Consider the following 23,815-nt stretch of genomic DNA (forward strand, 5'->3'; position numbering starts at 1 on the left):
AATAAGCAATAGATCAGGAGTGAGCGATGTGTACGACATGTGGTTGCGCTGAAGGCAACCTTTATATAGAGGGTGATGAGCATAATCCCCACTCGGCGTTTCGCAGCGCGCCATTTGCCCCAGCGGCTCGCCCGGCACTGAATATTACCGGTGTGAAAACCTCCAGTTTCACACCGAGTCAGACCGAAGAAGGCGATTTGCACTATGGTCACGGTGAAGCAGGTACCCATGCGCCGGGCATGAGCCAGCGCCGCATGCTGGAAGTGGAAATTGACGTACTGGATAAAAACAACCGTCTGGCCGAACGCAACCGCGCCCGCTTTGCCGCTCGTCAGCATCTGGTACTGAACCTTGTCTCAAGCCCGGGTTCCGGTAAAACCACGCTGCTGACCGAAACGCTGATGAAGCTCAAAGATAACGTGCCGTGTGCCGTCATTGAAGGCGACCAGCAAACGGTTAACGATGCCGCACGTATTCGTGCCACGGGCACGCCAGCCATCCAGGTCAACACCGGTAAAGGTTGCCACCTCGACGCCCAAATGATCGCTGACGCCGCGCCGCGTTTGCCGCTTGAAGACAATGGTATTTTGTTCATTGAAAACGTCGGCAACCTGGTTTGCCCGGCGAGTTTCGACCTCGGCGAACGCCATAAAGTGGCCGTGCTTTCCGTCACTGAAGGCGAAGACAAACCGCTGAAATACCCGCATATGTTTGCCGCCGCCTCGCTGATGCTGCTCAATAAAGTGGATCTGCTACCGTACCTCAATTTTGACGTAGATAAGTGCATCGCCAGCGCCCGGGAAGTGAACCCGGAAATTGAGATCATCCTGATTTCTGCCACCAGCGGCGAAGGGATGGACCAATGGCTCTCCTGGCTGGAGACGCAGCGATGTGCATAGGTGTTCCGGGTCAAATCCGCACCATTGACGGCAACCAGGCTAAAGTCGACGTTTGCGGTATTCAGCGCGACGTCGATCTGACGCTGGTCGGTAGCTACGATGAGCATGGTCAACCCCGTTTGGGCCAGTGGGTACTGGTTCACGTCGGCTTTGCCATGAGCATCATTAATGAAGCAGAAGCGCGCGACACGCTCGATGCGCTACAAAACATGTTTGACGTTGAGCCGGATGTCGGCGCGTTGCTGTATGGCGAGGAAAAATAATGCGTTTTGTTGACGAATACCGCGCACCAGAACAGGTGATGCAGTTGATAGAGCACCTGTGTGAACGTGCTGCACTCCTCCCCTACACTGCTGAACACCCGCTGCGCATCATGGAAGTTTGTGGTGGTCATACCCACGCAATCTTCAAGTTCGGTCTCGATCAATTACTGCCTGAAAACGTCGAGTTTATTCATGGTCCGGGCTGCCCGGTTTGCGTTCTACCGATGGGCAGAATCGACAGCTGTGTAGAAATTGCCAGCCATCCGGAAGTGATTTTCTGCACCTTTGGCGATGCGATGCGCGTCCCGGGTAAACAAGGTTCCCTGCTACAAGCCAAGGCGCGCGGCGCGGATATCCGAATCGTCTATTCACCGATGGATGCGCTGAAGCTGGCACAGGAAAACCCAACGCGTAAGGTTGTGTTCTTTGGCCTGGGTTTTGAAACCACCATGCCAACAACCGCCATTACCCTGCAACAAGCAAAACAGCGTGACGTGCAGAATTTTTACTTTTTCTGCCAGCACATCACGCTTATCCCTACGCTGCGCAGCCTGCTGGAACAACCGGACAACGGCATTGATGCCTTTTTAGCGCCGGGCCACGTCAGCATGGTGATTGGTACCGATGCCTATAATTTCATTGCCTCAGATTTCCATCGTCCGTTAGTGGTCGCCGGTTTCGAACCGCTCGATCTGCTGCAGGGCGTGGTGATGTTGATTGAGCAGAAAATTGCCGCGCACAGCCAGGTAGAAAACCAGTACCGTCGCGTGGTACCGGACGCCGGTAACGCGCTAGCGCAACAGGCAATTGCCGACGTTTTCTGCGTCAATGGCGACAGCGAATGGCGCGGTCTGGGCGTAATTGAATCTTCCGGTGTTCATCTGACGCCGGAGTATCAGCGCTTTGATGCCGAAGCGCATTTCCAGCCAGCACCGCAGCAGGTGTATGACGATCCGCGTGCGCGTTGCGGAGAAGTATTGACCGGCAGATGCAAACCGCATCAGTGCCCGTTGTTTGGTAAAACCTGTAATCCGGAGACCGCATTTGGCGCCCTGATGGTCTCCTCAGAAGGCGCATGTGCCGCCTGGTATCAATATCGTCAGCAGGAGTGTGAAGCATGAACAGCGTACAACTCGCCCACGGTAGCGGCGGTCAGGCTATGCAGCAGTTGATCAACAGTCTGTTTATGGAGGCTTTTGCGAATCCGTGGCTGGCGGAACAGGAAGATCAGGCACGTCTGGAACTGGCGCAACTGGTCGCTGAAGGCGACCGTCTGGCGTTTTCAACCGACAGCTATGTTATTGATCCGTTGTTCTTCCCGGGGGGGAATATCGGCAAGCTGGCTATCTGTGGTACGGCTAACGATGTGGCCGTCAGCGGCGCGCTCCCGCGCTATCTCTCCTGCGGTTTTATCCTCGAAGAAGGTTTACCAATGGAGACACTGAAAACCGTCGTTAACAGCATGGCGGCAACCGCGCGCGAAGCGGGCATTGCCATCGTCACCGGCGACACCAAGGTTGTACAGCGCGGCGCGGCGGACAAACTGTTTATCAACACCGCCGGAATGGGTGCGATCCCGGCTAACATTCACTGGGGGGCACAAACCCTGAGCGCGGGCGATGTGCTGCTGGTCAGCGGTACGCTTGGCGATCATGGCGCAACTATCCTTAACCTCCGCGAACAACTGGGTCTTGATGGCGAACTGGTCAGTGACTGCGCGGTATTGACACCGCTTATCCAGACGCTACGTGATATCCCCGGCGTGAAGGCGCTGCGTGACGCGACCCGTGGCGGCGTGAATGCGGTAACGCATGAATTTGCCGCATCATGCGGGTTTGGTATTGAGCTGTCAGAAGCGGCCCTGCCCGTGAAGCCTGCAGTACGTGGCGTTTGCGAACTGCTGGGCCTCGATGCGCTCAACTTTGCTAACGAAGGCAAGCTGGTGATTGCCGTTGAACGTCAGGCCGCTGAAACGGCGCTTGCCGCGCTGCGCGCGCATCCGTTAGGACGCGATGCCGCAATGATTGGCGAAGTGGTAGAGCGCAAGGGTGTGCGTCTTGCCGGACTCTACGGCGTGAAACGAACCCTTGATTTACCACACGCCGAACCCTTACCTCGTATATGCTAACAGCCCATTAGCGGCAACGTGTAGGCCGGATAAGCTGAAATCGCTATCCGGCAATAATTTACGACTTATACCTATAATTCATTTACCGTTTTCGCACCGTTCTGCGGTGCTTTTCCTGGAAAAGCAATATGTCGTATACACCGATGAGTGACCTCGGACAGCAAGGCCTGTTCGATATTACTCGTACATTATTACAGCAGCCCGATCTCCCGTCTCTCAGCGAGGCGCTTTCGCAGCTGGTCAAGCGTTCAGCGCTGGCCGACTGTGCGGCTATTGTCTTATGGCAGGCACAAACGCAGCGTGCGCGTTATTTTGCGACGCGTGAAAATGGTAAACCCATCGATTATGAAGACGAAACAGTACTGGCCCATGGCCCGGTACGCCGTATTTTGTCCCGCCCCGATGCGCTGCACTGCAACTATCACGAATTTACTGAAACCTGGCCACAGCTGGCCGCTGGCGGACTGTATTCTGAATTTGGCCACTACTGCCTGCTGCCGCTGGCGGCGGATGGGCGCATCTTTGGCGGCTGTGAATTCATCCGTAACGAGGATCGTCCGTGGAGTGAAAAAGAGTACAACCGGCTGCAGACCTTCACCCAAATAGTCGGCGTTGTAGCTGAACAAATTCAAAGCCGGGTCAGCAACAACGTCGATTACGATCTGTTGTGCCGCGAGCGTGATAACTTTCGCATCCTGGTCGCCATCACCAATGCAGTGCTCTCTCGCCTGGACATTGACGAACTGGTCAGCGAAGTCGCCAAAGAGATCCACCACTACTTCGACATCGATGCCATCAGCATCGTGTTACGCAGCGATCGCAAAAACAAACTCAGCATTTATTCCACCCACTATCTGGATGAACATCATCCGGCGCACGAACAAAGTGAAGTGGATGAAGCTGGTACGCTTTCCGAACGCGTGTTCAAAAGCAAAGAGATGCTGCTGATTAATCTGAGCGAACGCGATACGCTCGCCCCTTACGAACGGATGCTGTTCGAAACCTGGGGCAACCAGCTACAGACCCTGTGTCTGCTGCCGCTGATGTCGGGCAATACTATGCTCGGCGTCCTTAAGCTGGCGCAGTGCGAAGAGAAAGTGTTCACCACTGCCAACCTCAAACTGCTACGCCAAATCGCCGAACGCGTGGCGATCGCCGTAGATAACGCTCTCGCCTATCAGGAAATTCATCGCCTGAAAGAGCGCCTGGTCGATGAAAACCTGGCGCTCACAGAACAACTTAACAACGTGGAGAGCGAGTTCGGCGAAATCATTGGCCGCAGTGAAGCAATGTACAGCGTGCTCAAACAGGTCGAAATGGTGGCGCAAAGCGACAGCACCGTCCTGATTCTCGGCGAAACCGGAACCGGTAAGGAGCTGATTGCCCGCGCAATTCACAACCTGAGTGGGCGTAACGCCCGCCGGATGGTAAAAATGAACTGTGCCGCCATGCCAGCCGGGTTGCTGGAAAGCGACCTGTTTGGTCATGAGCGCGGCGCGTTTACCGGGGCCAGCACGCAGCGGATTGGACGTTTCGAGCTGGCCGATAAAAGCTCGCTGTTCCTCGATGAAGTGGGCGACATGCCGCTGGAGCTTCAGCCCAAACTGCTGCGCGTATTGCAGGAGCAGGAGTTTGAACGTCTGGGCAGCAATAAACTGATCCAGACCGACGTTCGCTTGATCGCCGCCACTAATCGCGATCTGAAAAAGATGGTCGCCGATCGCGAGTTTCGTAACGATCTCTACTATCGACTGAACGTCTTCCCAATCCATCTGCCGCCACTGCGCGAGCGCCCGGAAGATATCCCGCTGCTGGTGAAAGCTTTCACCTTTAAAATTGCCCGCCGGATGGGGCGCAATATCGACAGCATTCCTGCCGAAGCGCTGCGTACGCTGAGCAGCATGGAATGGCCGGGCAACGTGCGCGAACTGGAAAATGTGGTGGAGCGTGCAGTTCTGCTTACCCGAGGCAACGTGCTACAGCTGTCCCTGCCGGATATTGCCGCGTTGACGCCGTCCGCACCACCAGTGGCCACCGAAGTTGCGCAGGATGGCGAGGACGAATACCAGTTGATCATGCGCGTTCTGAAAGAGACCAACGGCGTGGTTGCCGGTCCTAAAGGTGCAGCGCAGCGCCTGGGACTGAAGCGCACCACGTTACTCTCGCGTATGAAACGCCTGGGCATTGATAAGGATGCGCTGGTTTAACTGATTGCCCGATAGCGCCACGCTTATCGGGCATCTGAATTACTTCTTGCGCTGATATTTCTCTGGCAATTCCGGGACAGGGCGTTTGTCATCAATCAGATGACGCACGGTCAGAATCGGATGGCGCCAGAGCATTCTTGGCCCAGCCCAGCGCATAATTTGTTTCATCTCTTCGCGTTTAGTAGATTGATAACAGTGTACCGGACACTGTTTACAGGCCGGTTTTTCCTCACCAAATACGCACTTATCGAGGCGCTTTTGCGCATAGGCAAACAACGCATCGTAATGCCCCGGCTCGTCTGAAGCCTGCGGACAATGGCTCTCGTAGAGTGAGATCATTCTCCGGATCGTCATTTTTTCACAAGCAATACGTTTGCCGGACATAATGCCTCCATAATTAAGTTGCATAAATAATACACCTTAACCATAGAGGCAACCAAGAGCCGTTAATCATTCCAGGAAAAATGACTAAATAGCTCTGCGTTTATAAGGTCGATAATGCGGTAGCCAAAAGTTATCTTTAATACTCTGCAACAGCGTCTCGTCGCTCATCTTCTCCGCCACACCGGAATGCTGTGCTGCCTTACCGACCTCAAAAGCAACACTGCGAGTCACTTCGCAGATTGTCTTAACCTCCGGTAGCAGAGCACCTTCACCATTGCGCACCAGTGGAGAAGCATTGGCCAGTGCGCAGCTTGCCGCCATCAGCATCGTGTCTGTTATGCGCGTCGCGCCGCTGGCGATAGCCCCCAGACCGATGGCCGGGAAAACATACACGTTATTGCACTGTGCAACGGGAATGGAACCCCCATTAAATACAACCGCATCGCAGGGACTGCCTGTCGCGATGATGGCCCGTCCCTCGGTCCAGCGCACGATATCTTCTGGCCGCGCTTCCATTCTCGAGGTGGGATTCGACAGCGGCATGACAATCGGGCGATCGCAGTATTGATACATCGTGCTAATCACCTCCTGCGAGAACAGTCCGGCCTGGCCCGACACACCCAGCATCACCGTGGGTTTGACATTATGAATCACCTCCAGTAATGACGGCGCCTGCCCATCATACTGCCAGTCAGATAAGGCTTCGGGAGGTTGCGCCAGCGATTGCTGGAAATCAGCTAAGGCATCATTGGTGGTCATCACCAGACCGTCGCGATCCACCATAAAAATGGTCCGTCGGGCTTCAGCCTGGCTCATACCTTCAGATATACGACAGGCAATAATATGCTGGGCGATGCCACATCCTGCCGCGCCCGCCCCTACAATCACGATGGGTTGCTGGCAGAGGTCGCGACCGCTACCACGACAGCCCGAGAGAATTGTTGCAAGAGCCACTGACGCCGTGCCCTGAATATCATCATTAAAACAGCATAGTTCATCACGATAACTCGCCAACAAAGGGATCGCTGTATGCTGGGCGAAGTCTTCAAACTGCAGCAGAACGTTAGGCCAGCGTCGTTTAACCGCCGCAATAAACATGCCAATAAATGCGAAGTAATCTTCACCGGTGATACGCGGATGACGCCAGCCGATATAGCGTGGATCGTCCAGCAGTCGTGTATTGTTAGTGCCGACATCCAGAAGAATGGGTAACGTATTCGCCGGATTTACCCCTCCACAAACGGTATAAAGCGACAACTTCCCGATAGGAATACCCATACCGCCAACGCCCTGGTCGCCCAAGCCCAGAATGCGCTCACCATCAGTGACGACAATGACTTTAATATCGTGCCGTGGAATATCATGCAAAATATCGTCAATACGATCGCGATCGGGCCATGAAATAAATACACCACGCGCACGACGATATATCCAGGAGAATTTTTCGCAGGCGGCCCCGACTACCGGGGTATAAACAATTGGCAGCATCTCAGGTAGATGCTTTTTCAGCAGATAATAAAATAACGTTTCGTTGGTATCCTGAATATTACGCAAATAAATATGCCGGGCGTTGTGGGATTCAGCCTCAAGATATTGTTGATACGCCCGCTCGGCTTGTTCATCAATATTCTCAATGGCGCAAGGCAGTAGCCCACTCAGGTTAAAGTCATGTCGTTCTTGTTGCGTGAAGCTGCTTCCCTTGTTCAATAACGGAGACTCAAGCAGTAACTTGCCCGTAAACGGGACGTATAAAACATCGTTTGTCACGTTGCCATCCATAAATTACAACCAGATAAACAATAAGAGCCTGCATTAACAGGCTCTCGGGATTCAAATCAGGACATAGTTGGCAACCAGCATCGCCGCGATACCGGCCAGCGCTGGAAGCAGCGTCCTTCTGACGATCATAAACGGTGAACATTCCCCTGCTTTGCTTACCGCAATAATGATGCCAGCCACAGGAGACATTGAGCGCCCCATTCCCGCCATCAGTTGCATAGGCAGGATCATATTAACGGCGCTTTCGCCAAATTTTGCCGCAATGGAGGGGGCCAGGCCGGAGAAAGAGAAGAAGGCAGCAACGCCAGAGCCTGTCAGTACAGCGGTTACTCCCACCAGCGCGGTCATCACTAGTGTCATGCTGGTAAAGCCCAGACCTGCGTTTTGCACCGACTGCAGCAGGTAGTCCACTGCGCCAATTTTCTGCAGCCCCTGCGCATAGATATCCGCACACACCAGCAAGGAAACGATGCTGGTAAACATGCTGCCCATACCTTTGAAGAAGACCTGTAATCCTTTACAGCAGCTTTTGAAATCTCGGGTTGACACCAGTTCAAAGAAAAATGCGACGACCGCGCCAAGAATCATCGCCGTCACTACGTCAATTTTAATAGATTTGATCACCAGCGGGCTAAAGACCAGCACCAGAACCACAGGCAGAACCGGCAGAAGCGCGTAAATAACGGGAGACTTGCGACCCTCTTCTTCCGCTTGCGCGACACTTTGCTCGCCCGGCACGAAGCCATCCTTTTTGTCAAAATATTTCGCGGTGAAGTAAATCACCACCGCAACAGCCAGCATCACCACCACCGCGACCGGCATCTGGTAATGAGCAAAGTAGATAGCGCTTTCCATTCCGGCATGCTTGGCCGCCAAATTCGCTGTTCCAACCGCAGGCCCTAAATCCATAAACGCGCACAGACCAATCATCGCTGCCGCAGAGGCTTTACTGACTCCGAGACGGACCAGAACCGGGAAGAATGTCACCAGCAGCAACATCGCCAATCCCGCCGCACTTGAAATTGCCACATGCAGAAGCTGCGCACAGATGTACCCCAGCGCGAGGATAAGGTAAGGCGCTTTAATCACTTGTAGCGGACGAATGCACATATTAACCATCGCGTTCGACGCTTTGATGTGATCCATATAGCTGGCAAATCCGCCCGCAGCCATGATGATAAGACCAATACCCGCAATTTGTGTGGTCAGCGATTCTTTGGCAAAGCTAAAGATATCCAGCCAGGTTGATCCCGTGGATTTGGCTTTATCATAGAGAATGCTTTTTTCAGGATAAAACAGTACGGTAATGGTCAATAATGCCAATCCAGCGAGTAATAAAACAGTTTGCGGCTGATAATTTTTCACAATTAACCATGCAGCAATAGCTGTTATCACTATAGCTATAATAAACGCTGTCATAATAACAATTCCTATGCCATACAAATCGGGTAGGGTTACCTGTCATATCATCATAGCTTATGTAGGATAGTAAAAAATTACACCTATATATAAGCAGCTATAATATGTACGTAAATTTATCGTATTACATACTCAAATATTGAGATTTAAGTGTAATGGGTTGTGTGGTTGTAAAATACGGGAAAGGTGTTTTCCCACCCCTTTTTGTGAGTAAGATCGCAACTCATCTGAATAAGGTAGCATCCGTAAGAAAAGGCTGGATGCGGATTTCCAAGATATTCATTCAATGGTTGACGTCGAAAAGGTATTATCCTATAACAACGTTGATATACAACAGCAACCGGGTGTTATCCATGTACAATAAAAACACATTAAGTCTGGATGAGTATAACTTACTGACTCTTAATATGGGTGATCTAACTGAATCTGAGTGCCGACTTAATGAGTACATTAATAAACACTTTAATGAACTCCCTTATCATGGCATTGTTGATCTCTCGCAAAATGCGATGGTAAGCAAAGCAACTATTGGCCGATTTTTAAATAAGATTGGGTTTACGGGTTATGCTGCTTTCCGTAAGGCATTAGATATCACGCTGTCAAAAAATAAAATATCTGCGCCGTTTGAGAAAAACATCAAACTGCGTAACAATCCCAGCATTACCACCGAAACTATCGTTACCGATTTCACCCACAAAGTATCAGAGTTATTTAATCAATTTAAAAATAATATTGATATTGAGAGCCTTAATGCGTTTATCGATCTGGTGCTGAATAATAAACGTCATATTTATGTCGTCGGCCCTTCATCATCTCATGCCATGGCGACGCATTTTTGTACACTGCTAAAGTACTTTCGCAGCAACATCACTCTGTTACCGACGGACATCAGCGAGCTCCCCAAATGTCTCATCAATATTGAGGAAGGGGATGTCCTGATTGTTTTCTCTTACTATCGATTTAACCGGGTCGCCCTCAATATTGCAAAATGGTTCAGAAAAAAGAATGCCGTCGTAGTGTTGGTGACCAACTCAGAGGCGAACCCTTACGGTAAGTTCTGCGATCTGCAGTTTGTTCTCCCAAGCGACGTACATTCCATTTTTCAAAGCCGTATTCTTGGCTTCTTTTTTATCGAACTCATTCTGCATCTGGCTTATGAGAAAGGAGATAGCGAGGGTAATTTTGCCCAACTGGAAGAATTATTCGTCTTTTTCGAAACATTTTCTGCTTCGGCCCACAATACTTAGCGCCACCAACCGCCAGGAGTGTTATCCCTCCCGGCGACATGACGAATCAGGCAATATCTGCGGTTTTCACGCGATCGAACTCAGCGATAGTCTCAGCGATTAGCGCGTCGTTAGCCCCGATATATGACAGCGGCTCGCAGGCGGCAGCAATTTCCGCCCCAGATAATGACGCGCGGATTTCCGGGCTAGCCTGTACGATCTCCATGAAGCTGTGCTCGCCGGTTGCATGCTTCAGCAGCTTTTTCACTAGGTTATAAGCGGACTCTCTGCCAATTTTGGCGGCAAGCTTCATCGTCAGCGATTCCGACATAATAAAGTGCTTTGAGCAGTCAAAATTAGCGCGCATCTTATCTTCATTAACAATGAGATGCGAAAGCAGGCTCTTTGCGCGTGTCAGGCTGGTCGATAACGCATTAGAGGCCTCCGGAAGGATCGTCCAGTTTAATACCCGCATAGAGGCTGCTCGCACATCCTGTTGATCCAGCATTGCTGGCGCGCCGGAAGCATACATCCACCCCATTCTTGCCAGCGTTTGCATCATATTACTGGCGCGTGGATTAACTTTGTGTGGCATGGTGCTGGATCCGCCACCGCCCTCTCCCTCAAGTACTTCAGCAATCGGCGTACGTCCCATTGTTTCGACATCGTTGGCCAGACGACACAGCGTGCCGTGAACAAGAGCAAAAAACTGCACAACTTCAACGACCGCATCCTGACTGGCATTATTAATCCCGCAGGGCACGTTCAGACCCAACGCTAACATCAGCCGCTGGCGTGTTTCCATTCCCTGCTTACCTACAGAAGCCAGATTCCCCACCGCACCACCAAAAAGTCCGGTTACGGCACGCGGATACAGCTGCTGTAGACGTGTCAGGTGGCGGTTTATCTCCGCCAGATAACTGCAAACATGAAGCCCCCACGTCGTTGCAGAAGCATCCACCGAATTGGTTCGTGCAACCATTACCGTGCGAGCATGTCGTAACGCCATCGTTTTCATGGCTTCGCCAACATCAAGCAATTGCTCACGTAACAGTTGCAGCGTTTGCTGCAATCTCATCGCCATGCCTGAGTCCAGTAAATCCTGAGTGGTACATCCCCAGTGCAGAAACTGACTTACCAATGGTGTTCCACTGGCGGAGATCTGATCGATCAGCGGCTTTATAGCCATGCCGACGGTTTTTGTTTCTTGCGCCAGGGTGGGCCAGTCAATCTCTATTTCCCGACAGGTTTGTTCAATTTCAACGGCTGCTTGTTGAGGAATAATCCCCAGCTCACTTTGCACGCGAGCGACCGTCGCCTCAAAACGCAACCAACAACGCAGCAGATTGTCGTCAGACCATATTTCCCGCATCTTCTCCTGAGTGAACAATGATGAATAAAGGTCAGAATCAAATACCGTTGTTTGCTTCCCGTACATACAGCGCCTCTCCGGCTAGTGAATGCGTGATAATCGAAAATGTGATTAATCAATTTTGCGGGATTTGTCTGCCAAATTATAGGGGAAAATAGTATTCCCACCCCAAAATAGGCCATGAGAATGTAATATTCCCATTTTCAGTTTTTGCCTTCTGTAAAAATGCGATGTAGTTCACAGTAACTTCTGCATTACAATTTAAGTCACCGTAATACCTTAAAAAAAACACTCATTAAATATAAGAACCATTAATACAATCGCCAAATCAGAGATAGTTATGCGCGAATAATCACATTTCATTACGAGAAAAAATGATTCCCATATCGCTGTCATTCCTTTTCCTCAAACAATTACCTCGCTGTGAAATTTATTTTTATGGTCAGGAAACTAATGCTGATTTGAGGGATAACATGAAACTAAAAAATTATTCACTAATATTACTAATGGGTATGAGTTCCTCGGCGTTCGCCTTAAACGTCTATAATAAGGATGGAAATACGCTGGATATCTATGGTCGTGTTGAGGGCAAAATTGCAAGTGGTCAGAATTCATTCGCTGGCAGTGAAAGTCGAAGTGATTTAGGTGGTCGTATAGGTATTTATCTCACGCGAGATCTGGATCTTCTGCCAGAGACTAAAATCGTAGGCCGACTGGAATGGCAGGTGCGTACCGAAAAAAATGATAATAATACCGGCGAAAGCGATATGGAGGCCCGCTATTCCTATGTCGGCCTGTCGAATAAAACATGGGGTGAACTGATCACCGGGAGAACCAAAAACCCGTTGTATCAGGTAATGAAAATGACCGATAAGTACAAAAACTTCACCCCCAATATCTACAGCTATGGCATTACAACCATTGATGACTCTTACCAGTTCAACCGACAGGACGGCACCGTACAGTGGAACGCCAAATTTGCCGGCAATGAGATTCAACTGGCATGGGTTTCCGGTAACGGCAACAGTGATAACGAAGCTCTGGATTACGGCGCGATGGCCAGCTATCGCAATTCTTTCAAATTTGGCGATTTTAGGATTACACCGGCGATAGCGGCCAGCCGTTATAAACGACAGGACGGGGTAGTGACCACCGATGGACGTAATCAAAACGATCAAATCATGGGAGGATTACAACTCAGTTATAAAGCCTATGAAGTCGCAGTAACCGCATTACGTACGTCTATTTCTCGTGATAACAAAAGCGATAATAATTATAAAGGGATGGATTCGTTCATTTCCTACAACTTTGGCACCGTCAAGGTTCTTACCGGATATAGCTTTTTAAATGAAGATGGTAAAGATATTGCTGAAAAAGAAGACTGGCGTGCTGAAGCGCAATTAACATTGGCTAAAGACACGTGGTTATCATTTACTTACGATAAAGAGTTCGCAAGTAAGAACAAAAAGACCAATGATGATGCGCTTATCGTTGGGCTCCGTTATGATTTCTAAGAGATAAAAAATGAAAAAGATAACATTACTTGCCGCAGCGACGACTTTCGCCTTAAGTAGTATCTGTGTTCAAGCGGATACGTTATTAGCGCCTTCCGCATATGCGAAAATGGATGGTGAGAATAAAATTGTCGCGCTTTATGGTAACTCTTTCACTTTCTATAACAATAATATTAATACCCGCCTGCGGGATTTGACGCAGTCCTTACTGCCTGATCACGCCAAAGGCTATAAATATCGGGGGATCACGATTTCCAGCGGTCATTTAGGCTGGCAAATTGAGAATATGCGCTATCAGAACACGCTACAGAAATGGGATGTCGTCATCCTGCAGGGGAATTCTACAGAAACGATTTCAAAGAAAGAAAGTACCCGACAAAATTTCGTGGACTCTGCAACCCAAATGGCCGAAATGGCGCATAAAGCCGGTGCAAAAGTCGTCTATTTCATGACCTGGCCGAAAAAAGACAAACCCGAAGATAGCCAAAAACTGGCAGATGCTTATATCTCGATTGCGCAAAAAACGGGGGGATATGTAGCTCCGGTAGGTCTGGCTTTCGAGAAAGCGCGTACAACGCACCCAGAAATTAACCTGTATTATCAAGATGGTGTACACCCTTCGATTTCAGGAACATATCTCGCCGCCTGCGTATTTTTCGCTACTCTGTATAATCAGTCTCCGGTCGGCGGTGCGCTTCCCATTGATACGGACATGAACCCTGCTACCGCCAAAGCCTTGCAGCAAGTAGCCTGGGAAACCGTCACTGAGTTCCAGAAATCATAATCATCGGCTTTGTCCTCCCCTGCACGCCGACAATCGTGTCGGCGTAAACGCATATCCTCATCCATTCCTTAGCACTCTACACAAATAAGAATTATTTTCATTTACTCATACCTTGTGCTATATAACATAGCAAAGGCTATATTTGATGATAAATTAACCACTTCATTGTGAGGGATACTATGCCGCATCTGCCCCATCTGAAATCGCTTCTCCTTGCAAGCGTAATCACGGCGCTGACGCTGTCTCCTGCCTGGGCGAAAGAAAAATTTAAGGTAGTAACCACCTTTACGGTGATTGCCGATATGGCCAGTAATGTGGCAGGTGACGCCGCTGACGTCAGTTCTATCACCAAACCCGGGGCTGAAATTCACGAATATCAGCCCACACCAGGGGATATTAAACGCGCACAGGGTGCACAGCTAATCCTCTCCAACGGCCTCAATCTGGAGCTTTGGTTTGCCCGCTTCTATCAGCATTTATCCGGCGTGCCGGAGGTAATGGTCTCAAATGGCGTGCAGCCAATGGGTATCAGCGAAGGGCCGTACAACGGCAAACCGAACCCGCATGCCTGGATGTCAGCGGAGAACGCGCTCATTTACGTGGATAACATTCGCGATGCGCTGATGAAATACGATCCAGACAATGCTGCCACCTACCAGAAAAATGCGGAGAATTATAAAGCGAAAATCCAGCAGACTCTGGCGCCGCTGCATGATGAACTGATAAAGCTCCCTGCCGATAAACGCTGGCTGGTCACCAGCGAAGGCGCATTCTCTTACCTGGCACGTGATAACGGCCTGAAAGAGCTGTATCTGTGGCCAATCAATGCCGATCAGCAAGGCACGCCCAAACAGGTACGCAAAGTGATCGACGCGATCAAAGAGCATCAAATCCCCACCGTATTTAGCGAAAGCACCGTGTCCGACAAGCCTGCACGTCAGGTCGCTCGTGAGTCTGGCGCGCATTACGGCGGCGTGCTGTATGTCGATTCGCTCAGCGCTGCCGATGGTCCGGTACCGACCTATCTGGATTTACTGCGCGTGACGACACAAACCATCGTCAGCGGCATCAACGACGGGTTAAGGAGCCAAAAATGAGTCAATCTGCGATTACCGTGAATCAGGTTACGGTGACGTATCGCAACGGGCACACTGCGCTGCGGGATGCCACTTTTCAGGTTCCGGGCGGCTCAATTGCCGCCCTGGTCGGCGTCAACGGTTCGGGAAAATCAACGCTATTTAAAGCGTTGATGGGGTTTGTCCGTCTGGCGCGGGGGGAAATCTCTATTCTGCAACAACCGGTTAATAAAGCGCTCAAACAGAATCTGATCGCCTATGTCCCCCAGTCAGAGGAGGTGGACTGGTCGTTTCCGGTGCTGGTGGAAGATGTGGTGATGATGGGACGATTTGGCCATATGGGCTGGCTGCGTCGGCCAAAACAGATCGACCACGACTGCGTAGATACGGCGCTGGCGCGGGTCGACATGCTGGACTATCGCCATCGCCAGATTGGTGAACTTTCTGGCGGGCAGAAAAAACGCGTCTTTCTGGCGCGCGCTATCGCACAGGACGGCCAGGTCATTTTACTGGATGAACCGTTTACTGGTGTAGATGTGAAAACCGAGGCCCGGATCATCGACCTGCTGCGTGAACTGCGTGATGAAGGCCGGACCATGCTGGTCTCTACCCATAACCTGGGCTCCGTCACCGAGTTTTGTGATTACACGGTGATGATTAAGGGCACGGTGCTGGCAAGTGGCCCGACCGAAACCACCTTTACTCCCGAGAATCTCGAGCTGGCATTTAGCGGTGTCCTGCGTCACGTTGCCCTGCGCGGCGGCGAACAGCACGTGATTACCGATGATGAACGTCCGTTTATTTCGCGACGCGCGGCAAGCGAGGGGGAATAATCATGAACTGGCTGACAGAGCCGTTTGGTTACCAGTATATGCTCAACGCCATGTGGGTTTCGGCGATGGTCGGCGGCCTGTGCGCGTTTCTCTCTTGCTATCTGATGCTCAAAGGCTGGTCGCTGATTGGCGATGCGCTATCGCACTCTATCGTGCCGGGTGTAGCCGGAGCCTATATGTTAGGGCTTCCCTTCGCACTGGGCGCATTTCTTTCCGGTGGGCTGGCAGCGGGCAGCATGCTGTTTCTCAATCAGCGTTCACGCCTGAAGGAAGATGCGATTATCGGGCTGATTTTTTCGTCTTTTTTCGGTATCGGGCTTTTTATGGTGTCGCTCAATCCGATGTCGGTGAACATCCAGACCATTATTCTCGGTAATATCCTGGCAATTGCGCCGGAAGATATTCTGCAGCTGGCGATCATCGGTGTGGTATCGCTGACCATCCTGTTATTGAAGTGGAAAGATTTGATGGTGGTCTTTTTTGATGAAAACCACGCCCGGTCTATCGGTCTGAATCCGGGGCGTTTGAAGCTGCTGTTTTTTACACTGCTCTCCGTTTCAACGGTAGCCGCCCTGCAAACCGTCGGCGCATTTCTGGTGATTTGCCTGGTGGTCACGCCCGGAGCCACCGCCTGGCTGTTGACCGATCGTTTTCCTCGCCTGCTGGCGGTTGCCGTAGCTATCGGTAGCCTGACCAGCTTTTTCGGGGCCTGGCTGAGCTACTGGCTGGATGGTGCAACCGGCGGAATTATCGTCGTATTGCAAACACTGCTGTTCCTGCTGGCGTTTGTCTTCGCCCCCAAACACGGTCTGCTGGCGAATCGCCGCCGCGCCCGCAGGATCAATAAGGAGCTGGTATGATCTTAACAACGCTGCTGGAACCCTTTCAGTTTAGCTTTATGGTCAATGCGCTGATCATCTCCACTATTGTGGCTATCCCCTGCGCGTTGTTATCGGTTTTTTTAGTGCTCAAGGGGTGGGCGCTGATGGGTGATGCCATGAGCCATGCGGTTTTTCCGGGGATCGTGCTGGCTTACATCGCGGGCATCCCGCTGGCAATTGGCGCGTTTGTCGCTGGACTGTTCTGCGCGGTAGCCACCGGATACCTCGACGATAACAGCCGCATTAAGCGCGACACCATCATGGGCATTGTTTTCTCTGGGATGTTTGGTGCGGGACTGGTGCTGTATGTTTCCATTCAGTCGGAAGTGCATCTGGATCATATTCTGTTCGGCGATATGCTCGGCATATCACTGAGCGATATCATGCAAACAACGGTGATTGCGTTGGGGATCGCGCTAATCATTGGGCTGAAGTGGAAAGATCTGCTGCTGTATGCGTTCGACCCACATCAGGCCAAGACCAGTGGGCTTAACACCACTGTGCTGCATTACGGCCTGTTGTGTATGATCGCCCTGACGATTGTCGCCACGCTAAAATCGGTCGGGATTATTTTGTCGATTTCTTTACTGATTGCTCCTGGGGCGATTGCAATTTTACTGACGCGGAAATTTTCCAACGCCTTGTGGCTGGCGGTGGCGATGTCGATCGTTACTTCGTTTATAGGGGTATATCTGTCATTTTTCATCGACAGCGCACCGGCTCCCACCATCGTCGTATTATTTTCACTGCTGTTTGTGATTACTTTTATTTATGCAACCCTGCGCGATCGGCGTTTAGAAAATCAGCTTCAGCTACGTGATGTATAAATAATACTTTATAATATGTCAGCTAATTTTTTATTTTGATATGAATATAGCCTCCGGTCAGAGGCTATATTATCAGCAGATTACAACATCGTGATGATACGTTTTAATAAACGAATTCGCTGTTCGATGGAGGAGATATTCAGCCATTCATCAACACCGTGAAAACCCGCGCCGACTGGTCCCAAACCATCCAGCGTCGGGATCCCCAGTGACGCAGTGAGATTAGCATCGCTACCGCCGCCAACGGCCTGCCATGTCACGGCGATCCCTTCTTCCTGTCCGGCTCGTTCAACCAGCGCCATCAGCTGTTGCGTCTCCTCGTTCGCAGCCATCGCAGGCTTATGGCTGACCCGGGTAAGCGTAGTGGTCACGCCCTCAAGAAAACCTTGCTGGCAGAGCGACAGTAAAGCCTGATGGACACGATCATATTCTTCATTGTCCCAAAAGCGCACGTCCAACTCTGCGCGGAGTTTCGCTGCCACCACATTCGCCGCACTGCCACCCTGCACCACCCCCACATTTAGCGTGGTGCCACGCGTCATGTCGGTCAATGCATTAATCGCCAGTACGCTATTAGCAAAAGCGGTAATGGCAGAACGTCCTTTCTCCGGCTCATTGCCGGCATGAGACGCCACACCGTCAAACGTCAGTTGATAGCCTCCCACACCTTTACGCGCTTTCACCAAAGAGCCATCTGCCCGGGCAGCCTCACAGACCAGCACGCAACGTGCGCGTTTCGCCAACGCAGCAATCCACTCGCTGGAGTGAACGCTGCCGGTCTCTTCATCCGGGTTCATTGCTACCGCAATAGATAAACGCGCCAGATGCTCCGCGGGTAACGAGCGCATAGCCCAGAGAATATTTAGCAGGCCGCTTTTCATGTCAGAAACGCCGGGGCCGTAAAGACGGTGTTCATCGCGGCTCATCGGGCGTTCAGCCACCGTTCCTGGCGGAAAAACGGTATCCAGATGACCGACCAGCAGCACATCGTATTGTGTTGCATGAGGCTTATTAGTTACCAGCAACGCCGGGCCGACCTCACTCCCCAAATCCACAAGCTCCGTTTGCCAGCCTTCCTGCTGCCAGAGATCACGCATCACCGCGGCGATATGGGCTACGCCTGCGACCGTTTGCGTTCCGCAGTCAACGTTGACCAGCGTTTGCAGTTCATTAATGTATTTTTCCAAATCCATGGTCATTCCTTATCAGAGAATAATGCGCATCAGCAGCATCGCTAAAAAAGCGTTCAGAACGGAGATAATTATCATCAGGGGAATACGTTTAGCGCTGGTGCCAATAACGCCGAGAATGCGGCCCAAATACTGTACCTGCGACCCCATCAGATAGATTGCCGGTGCCAGAATAGCCAGATGTTCGCCGGTCAGAATGCCTTTATCAAACAGACCAATCGCTACCCCAATCCCACCGCCCATCGACATCCAGCCGCCAATCAATACCGCTGCGGCTTCGCCGGGAAGACCAAAAAGACCCATTAGCGGTGCGAACACCATACCAAGCCCTTTCAGCGCGCCGGTAATCTCCAGCGCTTTGATGATGATAAACGCCATCACCACGTTTGGCAGAGTGCTGGTTGTCGCAATATTCCAGCCTTTACGGGCCCCTTCGACAAAAACATCAGTAATAACCGGATTAGAGGTTGGTGCGCTCATGATGCTTCTCCTGGAGCAGTTGACTGGGTTTTCTTACTGGTAAAAGTCAGGATCAGACGCATTACATTGGCGCCAACAATTTTCATAATGAACATCACAGCCACGCACGCGCCAATAGACGCTGGCACGGCTGGAGTACCGTCCACCGCCATCAGCGTGAACAGAATGGCACCGGAGGAAAAGAAGTTGGTGATCATTGCCCCAGCAGAGAACTGGAACATGGCGAAAATATCTTTTTCGTTTTGCGTAATTTCGCCTTCGTCGGCCAGATTTCGCGTTAACGATGCGCCAACGTCGGTGCTCTGCAGGCTGCCGATCAGCGCCAGGCCGGTATTTCCGGGGATCCCCATCAGAGGACGCAGCAGAGGAGTTAATAAACGACGTGCCGCACGCAAAGCGCCATAGTGTTCAAGCACGTTGATCATGCCAAGGGCAAACATGACAGCAGGAATTAATCCCAGTGCAAAGAGAAAACCATCCATGGCACCGTGACCGCCGGTACCACGAAACGCACTGGTCGTTGTCGTCAGCGTATCCCCCTCGAGACTCGCTTTACTGACGACTTTACCGAAAGCACCGTTCAGGGTGGTGAAATCAAATACGCCATACCATTCTTTGCCGCCGAGTAGTCCGGAGAAAAATACTGCAGCGAATGCCAGAGCAAAATAAGCTCCCGGCCCTACCTTATTATCCTGAGAGGGTAAACTCATATCCATTTCCTTATTGATGTAGAGAATCACCGCATCATTTTGGATACGCAAGGAATAAATAAAGTGATTTAAATCATTTCTGTGGCGTGTACATTCCAGAAATTTTAAAAAATGTGACGTATTAGAGTTTGCCCTTTAAATAAAACCATCTCGTTAATATTTAAATTAATCATTAGTTATGTAATGAATAGTAAACATGCAACAGGGAGGGTGAGCCACCTTAAATTAAATAAATAAAAAGATTTACAGATATAATAAATTATGACGCTGTAAAACTTTCTTACAACTCCACTCCTTCCCACAAATACTAGGCGTATTTAATGTCATTTTTTGTAGCGGCAAAACCTACGGGTGAATCTCAGTCGTTGTCGGTGATAAGATAGACTATTCTGGCCGAGCCAAAGCTCGTCGTTACTGCCCGTCAGGCGGCTTTCGAATGACAAATTTGTGGGTTTATGCAAGTTTCCAGGGGCTTGCATGAGACTACCCAGGTACCCAAAAAGATTAAAAAAAGAGCAAAGAAGATATGAAAGAGTCACTTGATAAGGACTTCTCTAACCACACCCCAATGATGCAGCAGTATCTCAAGCTGAAGGCTCAGCATCCGGAAATACTGCTGTTTTACCGCATGGGCGACTTTTACGAACTGTTTTATGACGACGCTAAACGCGCGTCTCAGCTGCTAGATATCTCCCTGACCAAACGCGGCGCATCTGCGGGCGAGCCAATCCCGATGGCGGGCATTCCTCACCATGCGGTAGAAAACTACCTCGCCAAACTGGTCAATCAGGGTGAATCTGTCGCTATTTGTGAGCAGATTGGCGATCCGGCAACCAGTAAAGGTCCGGTGGAGCGCAAAGTGGTACGCATTGTCACGCCGGGTACCATTAGTGATGAAGCGCTGTTGCAGGAACGTCAGGACAACCTGTTGGCCGCCATCTGGCAGGACAGTAAAGGTTACGGTTACGCTACGCTGGATATCAGCTCAGGGCGTTTTCGCGTCAGTGAACCCGCCGACCGCGAAACCATGGCCGCAGAGCTTCAGCGCACCAACCCTGCTGAATTGCTGTATGCCGAGGATTTCGCTGAAACTTCGCTGATTGAGGGGCGTCGCGGGCTGCGTCGTCGCCCGCTGTGGGAATTTGAAATTGATACCGCCCGCCAGCAGTTAAACCTACAGTTTGGCACGCGAGATCTGATTGGTTTTGGCGTGGAAAATGCCCCACGCGGATTATGCGCCGCCGGATGTCTGCTGCAATACGTAAAAGATACTCAACGTACCTCGCTGCCACATATTCGTTCCATCACCATGGAACGTCAGCAGGACAGCATCATCATGGATGCCGCCACGCGCCGTAATCTGGAGATCACGCAGAACCTGGCAGGTGGCTTTGAAAACACGCTGGCGTCAGTACTCGACTGCACCGTGACGCCGATGGGCAGCCGTATGCTCAAGCGCTGGCTGCATATGCCTGTGCGCGACACTAAAATCCTCACCGAGCGCCAACAAACCATCGGCGCGCTGCAGGATACCACCAGCGAATTGCAACCCGTGCTGCGACAGGTGGGCGACCTGGAGCGTATCCTGGCGCGTCTGGCCTTACGTACCGCGCGTCCGCGCGATCTGGCCCGCATGCGTCATGCCTTCCAGCAATTACCGGAACTGCGTGCACAACTGGAAAGCGTAGACAGTGCCCCCGTGCAAATGCTGCGCGATAAAATGGGCGAATTTACCGAACTGCGTGAACTGCTTGAACGCGCCGTCGTCGAAGCGCCACCCGTGCTGGTTCGCGACGGTGGCGTCATTGCCACGGGTTACAATGAAGAGCTGGACGAGTGGCGAGCGCTGGCCGATGGCGCAACCGACTACCTCGACAGACTGGAAATCCGCGAACGCGAACGCACCGGCCTGGATACGCTTAAGGTCGGGTTCAATGCCGTACACGGCTACTACATTCAGATCAGCCGTGGACAGAGTCATCTGGCTCCGATTAACTACGTGCGTCGCCAGACGTTGAAAAACGCCGAACGCTACATTATTCCGGAACTGAAAGAGTACGAAGACAAAGTTCTGACGTCAAAAGGCAAAGCGCTGGCGCTGGAAAAACAGCTGTATGACGAGCTGTTCGACATGCTGCTCCCGCACCTGGCGGATTTGCAGCAAAGCGCCAGCGCGCTGGCGGAGCTGGACGTACTGGTCAACCTGGCGGAACGTGCTTATACCTTGAATTACACCTGTCCGACCTTCACCGATAAACCCGGCATTCGTATTACCGAGGGGCGTCATCCGGTGGTCGAGCAGGTGCTGACCGAGCCGTTTATCGCCAACCCGCTTAACCTCTCGCCTCAGCGACGGATGCTGATCATCACCGGGCCGAATATGGGCGGTAAAAGTACCTATATGCGCCAGACCGCATTGATTGCGCTACTGGCCTACATCGGCAGCTATGTTCCGGCGCAGAAAGTGGAAATAGGCCCGATCGATCGGATCTTTACCCGCGTGGGGGCAGCGGATGATTTGGCATCGGGTCGTTCCACCTTTATGGTAGAAATGACCGAAACCGCCAACATTCTGCATAACGCCACCGAGAACAGCCTGGTGCTGATGGATGAGATTGGCCGTGGAACCTCCACCTACGACGGTCTGTCGCTGGCGTGGGCGTGCGCGGAAAACCTCGCTAATAAAATCAAAGCATTAACCTTGTTTGCGACCCACTACTTCGAACTGACTCAGTTACCGGAGAAGATGGAAGGCGTCGCGAATGTGCATCTGGATGCGTTAGAGCACGGCGATACCATCGCCTTCATGCACAGCGTTCAGGATGGTGCGGCGAGCAAGAGCTATGGTCTGGCAGTAGCTGCCCTTGCAGGGGTGCCGAAAGAAGTTATTAAACGCGCGCGGCAAAAACTGCGCGAACTGGAAAGCATTGCGCCGAACGTTGCCGCGACCCAGGTCGATGGTACGCAGATGTCGCTGCTTTCAGTGCCTGAAGAAACCTCCCCCGCCGTTGAAGCGCTGGAAAACCTCGACCCGGATTCACTAACGCCGCGTCAGGCGCTGGAGTGGATCTATCGGTTGAAGAGCCTGGTGTAAAAATGCAGTGCCCGACGGCGCTTTGCTTATCGGGCATTGGGCTACACGGGAATGGGTGCGAGAGGACAGTACCGGACCATCAAGACGCGGGGTTTCCCCCGCGTTGTAGCTACTTCTTCGGTTCGTAAGCGAGAACAGCTTTAAACTCCATACCACGTTCTTTAATACTTAACTCGCACAACGAATCTCGCACCATTAACGTGAATCCCTGCGCCGTAAAACACAGCACTACAATTGCCACAAGGGCATATTTTGTCAGCATGTCTTGCCTCCCTGCAAAGAAGAGACTAACATCCAAATTGTTCAGGTTTGTACGCTAGCCTCAGGTTGATAGAACTATCTCTTGGGGCTTTTGTCTTTCCGGGACCTTGCCAATGCTCAAAGCTCAGAAAGCCTCAAGCACCCGCCGCTATTCTATTCCCGATGCCGCTGTAACAAATCAATTTATCAATACGTTACGAGTCTGCGCGCAAAAAAAGACCCGGAATCCCGGGCCTTCAGTATTAGCGCTTACCTTCCGCCAGCAGCGACGGAATACTCGGCACCATTGGTGCGTCATCGATATCTTTTTGCGTCATCCGAAACGCCTCCGGATAGTGCTCCCGGCTGGTGCGGCGAAGCGGTTCGGTATTACGCCAGGTGTACAGACAATGCTGGCACTGATATACCGTCCAGACACCTTTTACCGGCGAGTTTGCCATCACTTCAATATGTTCATCGGCACAACGTGGACAAATCATCTGCTACTC

At 51.4% G+C, this 23,815-nt stretch carries 22 protein-coding genes; 13 read left to right on the forward strand and 9 right to left on the reverse strand.

Annotated features, from left to right (window positions below; genetic code table 11):
* Positions 1 to 26: 26 nt before the first annotated feature.
* From hypB to flhA, 5 genes are all read left to right on the forward strand, one after another.
* On the forward strand, positions 27 to 899 hold the full coding sequence (gene hypB, locus On2M_RS18925) for a hydrogenase nickel incorporation protein HypB (RefSeq protein ID WP_151218205.1): 873 nt from the start codon (positions 27 to 29) through the stop codon (positions 897 to 899).
* Positions 890 to 1,162: a hydrogenase 3 maturation protein HypC gene (gene hypC, locus On2M_RS18930; RefSeq protein ID WP_151218206.1), complete on the forward strand. Its 273-nt coding sequence runs from the start codon at positions 890 to 892 to the stop codon at positions 1,160 to 1,162. Before hypB ends, hypC begins: the two co-directional genes overlap by 10 nt.
* Positions 1,162 to 2,283 (forward strand): hydrogenase formation protein HypD, encoded by a 1,122-nt coding sequence (gene hypD / locus On2M_RS18935; RefSeq protein WP_151218207.1) that lies wholly within the window; start codon positions 1,162 to 1,164, stop codon positions 2,281 to 2,283. The genes hypC and hypD overlap by 1 nt, the downstream gene beginning before the upstream one ends.
* Positions 2,280 to 3,290 (forward strand): hydrogenase expression/formation protein HypE, encoded by a 1,011-nt coding sequence (gene hypE, locus On2M_RS18940; RefSeq protein WP_210905307.1) that lies wholly within the window; start codon positions 2,280 to 2,282, stop codon positions 3,288 to 3,290. The genes hypD and hypE overlap by 4 nt, the downstream gene beginning before the upstream one ends.
* Positions 3,291 to 3,418: 128 nt before the next feature.
* The gene (flhA, locus tag On2M_RS18945) at positions 3,419 to 5,497 is read left to right on the forward strand and encodes a formate hydrogenlyase transcriptional activator FlhA (RefSeq protein WP_187253108.1); all 2,079 of its coding nucleotides are present in this window, start codon (positions 3,419 to 3,421) and stop codon (positions 5,495 to 5,497) included.
* Positions 5,498 to 5,536: 39 nt separating this feature from the next.
* Here the strand turns inward: flhA and On2M_RS18950 are convergent, their stop codons facing one another.
* The 3 genes from On2M_RS18950 to dcuC all read right to left on the reverse strand — a co-directional run bounded on the left by On2M_RS18950 (position 5,537) and on the right by dcuC (position 9,079).
* A complete protein-coding gene (locus tag On2M_RS18950) occupies positions 5,537 to 5,881 on the reverse strand; it encodes a nitrous oxide-stimulated promoter family protein (RefSeq protein WP_210905454.1) in 345 nt (114 codons plus the stop codon).
* Positions 5,882 to 5,965: 84 nt separating this feature from the next.
* Positions 5,966 to 7,660 (reverse strand): NAD-dependent malic enzyme, encoded by a 1,695-nt coding sequence (locus On2M_RS18955; RefSeq protein ID WP_151224251.1) that lies wholly within the window; start codon positions 7,658 to 7,660, stop codon positions 5,966 to 5,968.
* Positions 7,661 to 7,711: 51 nt separating this feature from the next.
* Positions 7,712 to 9,079, reverse strand: coding sequence for a C4-dicarboxylate transporter DcuC (dcuC, locus tag On2M_RS18960; RefSeq protein ID WP_151218209.1), 1,368 nt, complete (start codon positions 9,077 to 9,079; stop codon positions 7,712 to 7,714).
* Positions 9,080 to 9,432: 353 nt separating this feature from the next.
* On the opposite strand from dcuC, the gene On2M_RS18965 reads away from it, so the two are divergent.
* Positions 9,433 to 10,326 (forward strand): MurR/RpiR family transcriptional regulator, encoded by an 894-nt coding sequence (locus On2M_RS18965; RefSeq protein ID WP_151218210.1) that lies wholly within the window; start codon positions 9,433 to 9,435, stop codon positions 10,324 to 10,326.
* 46 nt (positions 10,327 to 10,372) lie between these two features.
* Here On2M_RS18965 and On2M_RS18970 read toward each other — a convergent pair whose 3' ends face one another.
* Positions 10,373 to 11,743, reverse strand: coding sequence for an adenylosuccinate lyase family protein (locus On2M_RS18970; protein ID WP_151224252.1), 1,371 nt, complete (start codon positions 11,741 to 11,743; stop codon positions 10,373 to 10,375).
* Positions 11,744 to 12,150: 407 nt separating this feature from the next.
* Here On2M_RS18970 and On2M_RS18975 point away from each other — a divergent pair, with 407 nt between their 5' ends.
* The 6 genes from On2M_RS18975 to sitD all read left to right on the forward strand — a co-directional run bounded on the left by On2M_RS18975 (position 12,151) and on the right by sitD (position 17,592).
* Positions 12,151 to 13,191: a porin gene (locus tag On2M_RS18975; protein ID WP_151224253.1), complete on the forward strand. Its 1,041-nt coding sequence runs from the start codon at positions 12,151 to 12,153 to the stop codon at positions 13,189 to 13,191.
* Positions 13,192 to 13,201: 10 nt separating this feature from the next.
* Positions 13,202 to 13,975, forward strand: coding sequence for a DUF4886 domain-containing protein (locus On2M_RS18980; protein ID WP_151218213.1), 774 nt, complete (start codon positions 13,202 to 13,204; stop codon positions 13,973 to 13,975).
* A 179-nt stretch (positions 13,976 to 14,154) separates the two neighbouring features.
* Positions 14,155 to 15,072 (forward strand): metal ABC transporter substrate-binding protein, encoded by a 918-nt coding sequence (locus On2M_RS18985; protein WP_151218214.1) that lies wholly within the window; start codon positions 14,155 to 14,157, stop codon positions 15,070 to 15,072.
* A complete protein-coding gene (sitB, locus tag On2M_RS18990) occupies positions 15,069 to 15,884 on the forward strand; it encodes a manganese/iron ABC transporter ATP-binding protein (protein ID WP_210905308.1) in 816 nt (271 codons plus the stop codon). The genes On2M_RS18985 and sitB overlap by 4 nt, the downstream gene beginning before the upstream one ends.
* 2 nt (positions 15,885 to 15,886) lie before the next feature.
* Positions 15,887 to 16,744 carry a metal ABC transporter permease gene (gene sitC / locus On2M_RS18995; protein ID WP_210905309.1) on the forward strand — a complete coding sequence of 286 codons (858 nt, stop codon included), beginning with the start codon at positions 15,887 to 15,889 and terminating at the stop codon, positions 16,742 to 16,744.
* Entirely contained in the window at positions 16,741 to 17,592 is an 852-nt protein-coding gene (gene sitD, locus On2M_RS19000) for a metal ABC transporter permease (RefSeq protein WP_210905310.1), read from the forward strand. The genes sitC and sitD overlap by 4 nt, the downstream gene beginning before the upstream one ends.
* Positions 17,593 to 17,672: 80 nt before the next feature.
* On the opposite strand, the gene On2M_RS19005 is transcribed toward sitD, so the two are convergent.
* From On2M_RS19005 to On2M_RS19015, 3 genes are read right to left on the reverse strand one after another with little or no spacing between them, the layout of a single operon-like run.
* Positions 17,673 to 18,785 (reverse strand): M20 family metallopeptidase, encoded by a 1,113-nt coding sequence (locus On2M_RS19005; protein ID WP_151218216.1) that lies wholly within the window; start codon positions 18,783 to 18,785, stop codon positions 17,673 to 17,675.
* Positions 18,786 to 18,797: 12 nt separating this feature from the next.
* On the reverse strand, positions 18,798 to 19,262 hold the full coding sequence (locus On2M_RS19010) for a YjiG family protein (RefSeq protein ID WP_151218217.1): 465 nt from the start codon (positions 19,260 to 19,262) through the stop codon (positions 18,798 to 18,800).
* Positions 19,259 to 19,978, reverse strand: a complete 720-nt coding sequence (locus On2M_RS19015) for a nucleoside recognition domain-containing protein (protein WP_151218218.1) — start codon at positions 19,976 to 19,978, stop codon at positions 19,259 to 19,261. Before On2M_RS19015 ends, On2M_RS19010 begins: the two co-directional genes overlap by 4 nt.
* Positions 19,979 to 20,498: 520 nt before the next feature.
* Between On2M_RS19015 and mutS the strand changes: the two genes are divergently transcribed.
* Positions 20,499 to 23,066 (forward strand): DNA mismatch repair protein MutS, encoded by a 2,568-nt coding sequence (gene mutS, locus On2M_RS19020; protein ID WP_210905311.1) that lies wholly within the window; start codon positions 20,499 to 20,501, stop codon positions 23,064 to 23,066.
* Between the two features lie 109 nt (positions 23,067 to 23,175).
* On the opposite strand, the gene On2M_RS19025 is transcribed toward mutS, so the two are convergent.
* Both On2M_RS19025 and On2M_RS19030 read right to left on the reverse strand, forming a co-directional pair.
* Positions 23,176 to 23,328: a Hok/Gef family protein gene (locus tag On2M_RS19025; protein ID WP_187258911.1), complete on the reverse strand. Its 153-nt coding sequence runs from the start codon at positions 23,326 to 23,328 to the stop codon at positions 23,176 to 23,178.
* 241 nt (positions 23,329 to 23,569) lie between these two features.
* A complete protein-coding gene (locus tag On2M_RS19030) occupies positions 23,570 to 23,806 on the reverse strand; it encodes a non-oxidative hydroxyarylic acid decarboxylases subunit D (protein WP_210905312.1) in 237 nt (78 codons plus the stop codon).
* Between the last annotated feature and the right edge of the window lie 9 nt (positions 23,807 to 23,815).

Origin of the sequence: Citrobacter sp. On2M, from assembly GCF_018035235.1 — a bacterium.
Classification (GTDB): Bacteria; Pseudomonadota; Gammaproteobacteria; order Enterobacterales; family Enterobacteriaceae; genus Citrobacter; species Citrobacter meridianamericanus.

What these genes read in the sequence shown, in the direction of transcription:
- hypE (WP_210905307.1), top strand. Translation starts at nt 2,280, where the DNA reads ATGAACAGCGTACAACTCGCCCACGGTAGCGGCGGTCAGGCTATGCAG.
- hypB (WP_151218205.1), top strand. Translation starts at nt 27, where the DNA reads ATGTGTACGACATGTGGTTGCGCTGAAGGCAACCTTTATATAGAGGGT.
- On2M_RS18965 (WP_151218210.1), top strand. Translation starts at nt 9,433, where the DNA reads ATGTACAATAAAAACACATTAAGTCTGGATGAGTATAACTTACTGACT.
- On2M_RS18970 (WP_151224252.1), bottom strand. Translation starts at nt 11,743, where the DNA reads ATGTACGGGAAGCAAACAACGGTATTTGATTCTGACCTTTATTCATCA.
- flhA (WP_187253108.1), top strand. Translation starts at nt 3,419, where the DNA reads ATGTCGTATACACCGATGAGTGACCTCGGACAGCAAGGCCTGTTCGAT.
- On2M_RS19010 (WP_151218217.1), bottom strand. Translation starts at nt 19,262, where the DNA reads ATGAGCGCACCAACCTCTAATCCGGTTATTACTGATGTTTTTGTCGAA.
- On2M_RS18950 (WP_210905454.1), bottom strand. Translation starts at nt 5,881, where the DNA reads ATGTCCGGCAAACGTATTGCTTGTGAAAAAATGACGATCCGGAGAATG.
- On2M_RS19030 (WP_210905312.1), bottom strand. Translation starts at nt 23,806, where the DNA reads ATGATTTGTCCACGTTGTGCCGATGAACATATTGAAGTGATGGCAAAC.
- sitC (WP_210905309.1), top strand. Translation starts at nt 15,887, where the DNA reads ATGAACTGGCTGACAGAGCCGTTTGGTTACCAGTATATGCTCAACGCC.
- On2M_RS18980 (WP_151218213.1), top strand. Translation starts at nt 13,202, where the DNA reads ATGAAAAAGATAACATTACTTGCCGCAGCGACGACTTTCGCCTTAAGT.
- hypC (WP_151218206.1), top strand. Translation starts at nt 890, where the DNA reads ATGTGCATAGGTGTTCCGGGTCAAATCCGCACCATTGACGGCAACCAG.
- On2M_RS18975 (WP_151224253.1), top strand. Translation starts at nt 12,151, where the DNA reads ATGAAACTAAAAAATTATTCACTAATATTACTAATGGGTATGAGTTCC.
- sitD (WP_210905310.1), top strand. Translation starts at nt 16,741, where the DNA reads ATGATCTTAACAACGCTGCTGGAACCCTTTCAGTTTAGCTTTATGGTC.
- sitB (WP_210905308.1), top strand. Translation starts at nt 15,069, where the DNA reads ATGAGTCAATCTGCGATTACCGTGAATCAGGTTACGGTGACGTATCGC.
- On2M_RS18955 (WP_151224251.1), bottom strand. Translation starts at nt 7,660, where the DNA reads ATGGATGGCAACGTGACAAACGATGTTTTATACGTCCCGTTTACGGGC.
- On2M_RS19015 (WP_151218218.1), bottom strand. Translation starts at nt 19,978, where the DNA reads ATGGATATGAGTTTACCCTCTCAGGATAATAAGGTAGGGCCGGGAGCT.
- On2M_RS18985 (WP_151218214.1), top strand. Translation starts at nt 14,155, where the DNA reads ATGCCGCATCTGCCCCATCTGAAATCGCTTCTCCTTGCAAGCGTAATC.
- mutS (WP_210905311.1), top strand. Translation starts at nt 20,499, where the DNA reads ATGAAAGAGTCACTTGATAAGGACTTCTCTAACCACACCCCAATGATG.
- dcuC (WP_151218209.1), bottom strand. Translation starts at nt 9,079, where the DNA reads ATGACAGCGTTTATTATAGCTATAGTGATAACAGCTATTGCTGCATGG.
- On2M_RS19005 (WP_151218216.1), bottom strand. Translation starts at nt 18,785, where the DNA reads ATGGATTTGGAAAAATACATTAATGAACTGCAAACGCTGGTCAACGTT.
- On2M_RS19025 (WP_187258911.1), bottom strand. Translation starts at nt 23,328, where the DNA reads ATGCTGACAAAATATGCCCTTGTGGCAATTGTAGTGCTGTGTTTTACG.
- hypD (WP_151218207.1), top strand. Translation starts at nt 1,162, where the DNA reads ATGCGTTTTGTTGACGAATACCGCGCACCAGAACAGGTGATGCAGTTG.